The sequence below is a fragment of the Paenibacillus sp. 01L418 genome, assembly GCF_056400045.1.
Map to the genome: position 1 here is coordinate 1 of NZ_JBFTSN010000317.1, position 7,646 is coordinate 7,646.

The following is a 7,646-nucleotide window of genomic DNA, read 5'->3' on the forward strand; positions in this document are numbered from 1 at the left end:
ATTTACATCCTCCATAAAGCTCCTATAGTTTTCCACGATTTCTTTGGACCTTGTATGGTGTAGATAATGCGTGCCTTCAAATGTCATCAATTTTCCATGAACTAGATCTTTTATCTGTTCTTCATGCAATTGTTCCCAGCCTTCAACATCCGTATTATTCGCTTCTAAAAAGAAAATAACAGGAAGGTCTTTCGGGAATTTCGAATTCTCAACAGCGGCAAAATTAGGCTTGAAATTTTCCCCTTCACTAATGATATTGGGATTCATCATATTTTTGAGAGAGATTATTCTAATCTGCTCTCTCATTTCATCATTAACTTCTGGAGCAATAAGCTGATCGTCGGTTAGTTTCGATAACAATCGCAAGAAACCAGTCTTTTTGAGTACTTTATAAACATCTGATGGAAATGGTTCATCCAAACCGCCTTGTGTTGGAACACTGCTGTCTATCCCAACAAATGCTGTAACTTCATTCTCATATTTGTTCACATAATCTAGACCGTAAATACCGGCTATAGAGTGGCCCATTAACGTGTAGCGGTTAATATTTAGCTGTTGCAGCGCTTCATGAATTTCTTTCACTATATTTTCAGTAGTACGTTCTTTTTCTGTAACATCACTTAAGCCATACCCAAATGGCTCAATCACGACTACTTTGTAAAATGGTGCCAACTCATCAATTAGTGGTTTGAAATCAAGCGCTGGCGCTCCTGTTCCGTAACCAGGCAGCAGCACAACCGTTTCTTTGCCATCGCCTTGAATCAAAACATTCATATTTTTCCCGTCTACAGGTACAAGCTGACCATAAGATACGATTTTATCTTTGTCCGTTTTATTGCTGATGATATTAACGATAAAAACGACGGCTAGAAAAACTACAATAGCTATAATAATGACAATTACAGCTTTAAGTAAAAATCTAAGTATTTTTTTCATCATTCAATTTCTCCCCTTATTCTACATTCTTTGTTTTAACCAATTCAGTTGAATCTCCGATAAATCACCTGCTTATTTATATAGCTTTGCTTTTGTCTTCCTCATTCTAACAAACCACTCTTAGATCTTGTGTAACTCAGCTTTAWCTAGACCTTAACTCTTATTCATTATTGGGCTAACAATTAAGCTTCCATTAAGATTACAGCTAAGATTACAGCAGTAAGGTTCGTCCTTCTTCATATACGGCAAAATGGATACCTGTTTAAACATGGAAAGACCGCCTTTAATCAAGGGCGGTCTCATCAAGAGCTACAACGCTATTGGTTCATTTTCAACATGAATCATTCTTTTGGAGAAGAGCTGCTTAAATCCTTAAACGCTTCTATAAAAGACGCTGGATCTGTGGATAGCATATACGAGAAAACACCCTGCAGCGTGTGCAAATAGAAAATACCGCCATCCCCGCCAATCGGTTTATACGATAAATCGAATACTTCCGTTATCGGAAATTCACGGTACTTAGTAACAATTTTCTCTTTGTATAAATACATAACACGTTCATCCACTACTGTTTTTTGTTCTACACTTGTGATTTCTCTCTTCACTTTATAATAATGTTGGATAGCAATACAATTCATATTTACTCCTCAATGCTTCGTCATTAACGACAACTATACCAAATAGTCTCTACACTTTACAAAAAAATGACCGGAAAAAGRCACTCTCTTCCGATCATTTTATTAAGAATTAGGATGATTTTGACCAAACATGTTGTTCTAATCCTCCATAAACATTCAATGATGCTTGATAAAGTCCCAGCCCAGTTAACTTTTCAATTTGCGATTTCTTCTATCGAGCACATACTGATACAAACCGATCGATACAGCAAGCCATGTCCCACTAGCCAAATATCCACCTACAATATCACTTGGAAAATGGACCCCTAAATAAATCCGGCTAATCCCTATCCCCAGTATCATAACTGAACCAACTAAGATCAAAATGACACGCCAATACGCCTTCGGAATATGCTTCCATAATAGAAAAATGATAATCCCGTAAAAAGTGAAAGCGGCCATGGAATGTCCACTCGGAAAACTGTAGCCATTTTCTTCAATAATGCGGTAAATCGTTGGCCTGACACGTTGAAAACTCAATTTTAGCACACTATTTAAAATGGTTGATCCAATTAAGATTCCTGCAAAGAAGTACAGTTCTCTTCTATATTGCAATTTTGCTAATACGACTAACATGATGATGGCTAAAATAGAAACCATAACTCCTGATCCAATAAACGAAAAAAACTTCATTATCGCTGTAAGAGTATCAGATTCCGCTCCTTGAATTTTACTGATGATGCTCTGATCAAAATTTGCAATTCGCTGATCGCCAATCCAAATGGATATCCATATGAACCCGATTGCACCCATTAAACTTAACAAAAATGCACGTGTAAAAACGAAAGTAAAATTCATCCTGCAGCACTCTCCATACTCTGAATAATAAGACTGAAAAAAATGTTGTACATACACTACTACGTCTAACTGGACAAACAGGCTCCAATTCATCGATTTTTGTGGGTATGAAATGGACAGATCCTGCTCACCCTATAATGCTGGAGGTGATGACATTGACAGGAAGAAATAATAAACCTGATAATGATGGACCAGCTTCAAGTCCATCCAGGCTCGATCAATTTGGTGATAAGCAAAGCAGAAACGACGAAGCTATACCGAAGAAAAAGGACAAAAGCTGCTAATCTAATGTTTAGGCAGCTCCGATAAAAAGAGCTGCCTTTACTATCTGAGCGCTAAAACATAAAAAGGGAACAAATGTTCCCCACTCGCGAAATGAGCATATTGGGGATAAAAACCATTAATTTTAGTCAATTCACCCAATTCTTAATGCAATATCTCCTTTCAGATCGGCATTTAAGTCAATTTTGCCCAAGATGATGAAAAATATCATCTAATTAGGCTAAATTATATGAGAACATTTGTTCCACACCCGTATTTCGGATCATTTTTACACATAAATCGATACAAGTACACTGCATTTTCTCTCAATACCCCCAAAAAAACAGCAAGCGATTCAACAAATATAATGCTAAACATTAAATTTCATCAAAAAAAAGACCCCGACAGCAATTTTTATGCTGACGCAGTCTTTTGAGAAATCAAAAGTTAATCCCAAGGATAAGTAACCGTCAAAAATCCAGCAAACTTTTTGCTTTCATCTCTTCTCACCTTGCGCATGTCCGCTCGGTGTTCAGCTGTCTCGAACAGTTTTATCTCCTCATCCGATTCCGGTACAACGATTGGTACAGGAACGGGCTTCCGATTCTCGTCCAGTGCAACAAAGGTTAAAAAAGAGGTTGCTGCAATTTTACGTTCGCCGCTTAACAAATCCTCTTTGATCACCTTCACAAAAACCTCTACTGAGGTTCGGCCTGTCCACGTCACGAACGCTTCTAAACATACCGAATCAGAAGGTCTGATGGGATGCAAAAAATCAACAGAGTCTGTGGAGGCGGTCACGACTGAACGCCGGCAATGCTTGGTTGCTGCAATCGAAGCAATATCGTCGATGTAAGCCATTAGTTTCCCGCCAAACAATGTATTGTGATTGTTGACGTCCGGCGGAAATACTCTTGCCGTTTTGTAACATCTGGACTCGCGTGAATGCCTCTGCTCCATTGATGATTATTCCCCTTTTTTAAATACGGATAATAGCTGGGAGATCGCTCTCTCCTGCTCAACTTCCAAACAGAAATCAACAGGACGGCCTACAACCGAACGTACTCTGAGATCCGTAATGATCATCCCTGCCGTTAAACCTTCACCGCAGTCAATAACCGCATTCATCGTTTCTATTTTCACGAGAGAAGGATTAATAGCTACAATAACAGCTAACGGATCATGCATTGCGCATTCGCCGTCAAAGTGATTAGAAAATGCATAAAATTCAAAATAACGCTCTAAAGCGACATTTAGGAAATCAAGGATTTCATGTTTATCATCAGCAATCTCGCGTGATAATTGCTCCATATGTGTTTTTGTAAGACGAGTCTTCTGTGTTACATCCAAGCCGACAATTGTAATTGGAAGCTCTGATTCGAATACTAGCGCTGCTGCCTCTGGATCACCGTACAGATTTGCTTCGCTCACGGGTGTAATGTTGCCTGGTGCGAATACTGTTCCACCCATAATAACGACCTTTTTGAATTTCGTTACAATGGAAGGATCTAGCTGTAGAGCGAGAGCTAGATTCGTTTGTCTGCCTACAGTTACAAGAATAAGCTCTCCTGGGCTCTCATTCACTTTCTGAACGATGAATTCCGCAGCAGATATACCCTCCAGAGGCTTCTGATGAGTTGGCGGCAATTCTGCATCGCCGATGCCATTATGTCCATGAATATGAGCGACAGCGCCTGGGAACACACGCTTGAGCGGACCTGATGCACCCTTCGCAACGGGAACCTCATAACCGCAATTTGCAACTTGAATGACACGCAGCGTATTTTCCGTAGCTTGTTCAACGTCGATATTCCCAAATCCCGTCGTAATACCCTCTACCTTAATCTCTGGTGAAAGCAGTGCATATAAGATGGCTAAAGCATCATCAATGCCTGTATCAACGTCAAGCAACATCCTGTTTATCTTCGACATATTATGATACCTCCCTTTTCTATCGTTCATTGTAAACGAATAAAGCTTGAAAAACCAATTAAAATATAAAGTTTGTGCTTCCCGTAAAAATTACATCTTGATTTTGGAATGATTAACCAAAGAAATGACTAATATACACCATCACAAGCAGCCCTATGATAAAGGAATAGGTTGCAGAACGTTCATAACCATGTCCATGTGTCTCAGGAATTAGCTCCTTATAGACGATGAACAACATAGCACCAGATGCAAACGCAAGTCCATAGCCAATAAGCCCAGCCACATAACTTGCGGCAAAATAACCGACTATCGCAGAGACAACCTCCATTAGACCCGTCAAGGTTACGATTAGCATAAGCTTCAGCTTGCTCACCTTGGAATGAATAAGGAAGATGGCAAGGACGAGCCCTTCCGGCATGTTCTGAGCCCCGATTGCAATAGCTACCATCGGTCCAAGTCCGCCATTCGTACTTGCATAACTAAAGCCGGTGCTTAAGCCCTCCGGAATGTTATGGATGATTAATGCAAATATGACGAGCAGCGACTTGCTGTCAAAGGATGAGATCCCTCTTTTTTGCTCAATATCGATATGGGGTAGATTTTTTTCAATGAGGTCAAGCGCAATCACGCCAATTAAAAGTCCTAACGTCAGTGGGATTAGCCCAGATTCCTTGAGAGCTTGCGGCAGCAAGCCAAAGGTAGACGCAGAAACCATGATGCCAGCTGTAAAAGCAATCAATATGTCCTTCCATTTTTCCGAAAGGCTTTTGACAAAGAGCAGCGGAACCGCGCCTAGCACGGTAGCCATTGCAGAAATAAAGCTTCCTATGAGTGCTTCTACCATGTTGTCTCTCCTTAGCGGGTCGATCACTACCCAAAAACTGTTTCCTTATTTTATACGAATAAAGCGATTTCCATCCTTTTCTTACGTTGCCAGTCCTTCTTTAACAAGGTTCATAAAATAGGTCTGATGATCAGGGTGGCATGCAATTAAATAAGGCTCTTCATTTACGCCCTTAAAAGAATTGCCATCATAATCAATGACAACGCCGCCCGCTTCCTGAACCATTAAGATACCTGAATATAGATCCTCGCCCTCCGAGTTGTAAACGATAATTGCATCCAAATCCCCTCTGGCAAGCATCGTCCATTGCAGCGTTGGCGCCCACAGCCGCATCATCCGCTTCGTGTTAACGTCTATGTAATGTCTAAGCGTTACGGCACGCTGTTCATTTTGCACCGCATGACCTTGTATCCAGCCAACTCTCGCTTTTGCAAAAGCCTTTGATTGTTTCATATGTATTGGCCTAGCATTGCATAGAGTGCCTTCGCCTGAGCTTGCCACGTACAAACGATCTGTCATCGGCTCATAAATGACCGCCAACACCGGTTTAAAGTTATAAGAGAGCGTGATCGAGATGCCGAACAACGGCAATCCAACCGCAAAATTATTAGTTCCATCAAGTGGATCGACCAACCACAGCCATTCGCTAGTCAGATCATTCTCGCCATATTCCTCTGATCGAATGCGATGATCGGGGAATACGCTTCTAATTTTATTTAGTATGATGCTCTCTGCCAAATAATCGACTTCCGTAACGATATCGCCATGGTCGCCTTTTTCTTCATAATGATCCAATGTTCCAAACTTCTCACGTGTAAGCCGGCCCGCTTCATAAGCTGCAGCAATAGCAACCTCTCTAGCCATATTTAAAATCAATTGATCCAATATTTCAGCCCCTTCACATGTCTCTAATTCAACCGTATCTAACTAATTTCCTCAGACTTAGCAGAATAAAAGTGCAGACGATTTCCAAATGGATCTGTAATGCTCACTTGATTCCATTCTTCATCAAAGCCAGGTCTAGCGAAATTATATTTTTTGGCTAACAAATGCTCTTGAAGCGCCTTGGCATTGTCTACTTCAATGCGGATTGCTGAACCAGGCGTACTATCGCCATAATGCTCCGATAAATGGATGACACAATCGCCATTAGAGATTTGCATATAGAGCGGCAAGTCTGGCTCAAAACGATGCTCCCAATCGCATTTAAATTCCAAGAAATTGAAATAAAAGTCTCGTGCTTTCGCCTCATCAAAAATGCGAAGAATCGGTACGGTTGATTTCATATGAAAAGTCATTATTATACAACTCCTTGTCCAGTGTCCTATCTTCCATGATTATACATGGATTTCAAAAGGTACGGAAGGCTTGCCACAGAGAAAAGGACTGTACCCCTATGCACAATTCGCACGGAGGTACAGCCCTTTGTTCAACTCTACTGCTATTATTTCACAATGCTTTCCAATACATCATCAATGACTTGTGAGTAAGCAATTGTACCTGCGTACAACCAGCTTGATGTGCTTGGGTACTCATAAATTTTACCGTTTTTCACAGCAGGGATGTTTTTCCAGATTGGATCGCTTAATGCTTGCGAATCCGCATCTGTGCCGCTGTTAATGAGGAACAAATGGTCGGCATCAAGTTCAGCTAGTTTTTCTAGCGAAATGGCGTTCCAGTTGCCCGTTCCTGTTGCAGAAACTTCTTTTACAACCTCTGGAACAGTCAAACCTAATTGATTATAAAGAAGATCACCACTCGATAGCTTTTCACTTACGATATAAAAGTTGCCTTGTACAAACCAAAGAGCTGCAGCTGATTCACCTGGGATTGCGCTTTGCAATTTTTCTTTAGCAGCTTTTGCTTTTGCATCATACTCATCCAAAGCTTTTTGCGCTTCTGCACTCTTTCCAAAAACCTCTCCGACTTTCAGCAAAGTAGCACGCCAGTCTGCAATCAATTTATCGCCAATGGTGAAGGTTGGAGCAATTTTTGAGTATTGCGCAAATTTATCGCCTTCCACATTCGCATCATATGCCATAAGAATAAGGTCTGGTTCAAAGCTTGTTACGGCTTCAAATGGAAGATCATACGGTATAGTTGGAACATCAGCAAGCGAATCATGCAAGTAATCTTGAATACCGTTAGGTACGGACCACTGAGCAACTGGCTTAATGCCTATAGCTACCAAGTGATCT

General features: G+C 40.7%; 10 protein-coding genes. 1 reads left to right on the forward strand and 9 read right to left on the reverse strand.

What is annotated here, in order from left to right:
* The 3 genes from AC1DSE_RS26080 to AC1DSE_RS26090 all read right to left on the reverse strand — a co-directional run.
* On the reverse strand, positions 1-939 hold a 939-nt coding region (locus tag AC1DSE_RS26080; protein WP_477528416.1), incomplete at its 3' end, for an alpha/beta fold hydrolase.
* 338 nt (positions 940-1,277) lie between these two features.
* Complete coding sequence (locus AC1DSE_RS26085) at positions 1,278-1,574, reverse strand: hypothetical protein (RefSeq protein WP_441885708.1); 297 nt, start codon at positions 1,572-1,574, stop codon at positions 1,278-1,280.
* Positions 1,575-1,760: 186 nt separating this feature from the next.
* Positions 1,761-2,411, reverse strand: coding sequence for a phosphatase PAP2 family protein (locus AC1DSE_RS26090; RefSeq protein WP_441885711.1), 651 nt, complete (start codon positions 2,409-2,411; stop codon positions 1,761-1,763).
* Between the two features lie 155 nt (positions 2,412-2,566).
* Between AC1DSE_RS26090 and AC1DSE_RS26095 the strand changes: the two genes are divergently transcribed.
* The gene (locus tag AC1DSE_RS26095; protein ID WP_256710960.1) at positions 2,567-2,695 is read left to right on the forward strand and encodes a hypothetical protein; all 129 of its coding nucleotides are present in this window, start codon (positions 2,567-2,569) and stop codon (positions 2,693-2,695) included.
* 424 nt (positions 2,696-3,119) lie between these two features.
* Here AC1DSE_RS26095 and AC1DSE_RS26100 read toward each other — a convergent pair whose 3' ends face one another.
* The 6 genes from AC1DSE_RS26100 to AC1DSE_RS26125 all read right to left on the reverse strand — a co-directional run.
* Entirely contained in the window at positions 3,120-3,632 is a 513-nt protein-coding gene (locus AC1DSE_RS26100; protein WP_076269341.1) for an acyl-CoA thioesterase, read from the reverse strand.
* 6 nt (positions 3,633-3,638) lie between these two features.
* Entirely contained in the window at positions 3,639-4,604 is a 966-nt protein-coding gene (locus AC1DSE_RS26105; RefSeq protein ID WP_441885715.1) for a nucleoside hydrolase, read from the reverse strand.
* A 112-nt stretch (positions 4,605-4,716) separates the two neighbouring features.
* On the reverse strand, positions 4,717-5,448 hold the full coding sequence (locus AC1DSE_RS26110) for a ZIP family metal transporter (RefSeq protein WP_441885718.1): 732 nt from the start codon (positions 5,446-5,448) through the stop codon (positions 4,717-4,719).
* Positions 5,449-5,529: 81 nt separating this feature from the next.
* Positions 5,530-6,333: an inositol monophosphatase family protein gene (locus tag AC1DSE_RS26115; RefSeq protein WP_477512012.1), complete on the reverse strand. Its 804-nt coding sequence runs from the start codon at positions 6,331-6,333 to the stop codon at positions 5,530-5,532.
* Positions 6,334-6,371: 38 nt separating this feature from the next.
* Entirely contained in the window at positions 6,372-6,746 is a 375-nt protein-coding gene (locus AC1DSE_RS26120; protein ID WP_477512011.1) for a glyoxalase superfamily protein, read from the reverse strand.
* Positions 6,747-6,892: 146 nt separating this feature from the next.
* Positions 6,893-7,646, reverse strand: a 754-nt coding sequence (locus AC1DSE_RS26125) for an ABC transporter substrate-binding protein (RefSeq protein WP_477528417.1), incomplete at its 5' end; no start/stop codon positions are given.

Excerpts from the sequence above, each read along its gene's own strand:
- AC1DSE_RS26085 (WP_441885708.1), bottom strand. The coding sequence starts at position 1,574 with ATGAATTGTATTGCTATCCAACATTATTATAAAGTGAAGAGAGAAATC.
- AC1DSE_RS26090 (WP_441885711.1), bottom strand. The coding sequence starts at position 2,411 with ATGAATTTTACTTTCGTTTTTACACGTGCATTTTTGTTAAGTTTAATG.
- AC1DSE_RS26100 (WP_076269341.1), bottom strand. The coding sequence starts at position 3,632 with ATGGAGCAGAGGCATTCACGCGAGTCCAGATGTTACAAAACGGCAAGA.
- AC1DSE_RS26105 (WP_441885715.1), bottom strand. The coding sequence starts at position 4,604 with ATGTCGAAGATAAACAGGATGTTGCTTGACGTTGATACAGGCATTGAT.
- AC1DSE_RS26110 (WP_441885718.1), bottom strand. The coding sequence starts at position 5,448 with ATGGTAGAAGCACTCATAGGAAGCTTTATTTCTGCAATGGCTACCGTG.
- AC1DSE_RS26120 (WP_477512011.1), bottom strand. The coding sequence starts at position 6,746 with ATGACTTTTCATATGAAATCAACCGTACCGATTCTTCGCATTTTTGAT.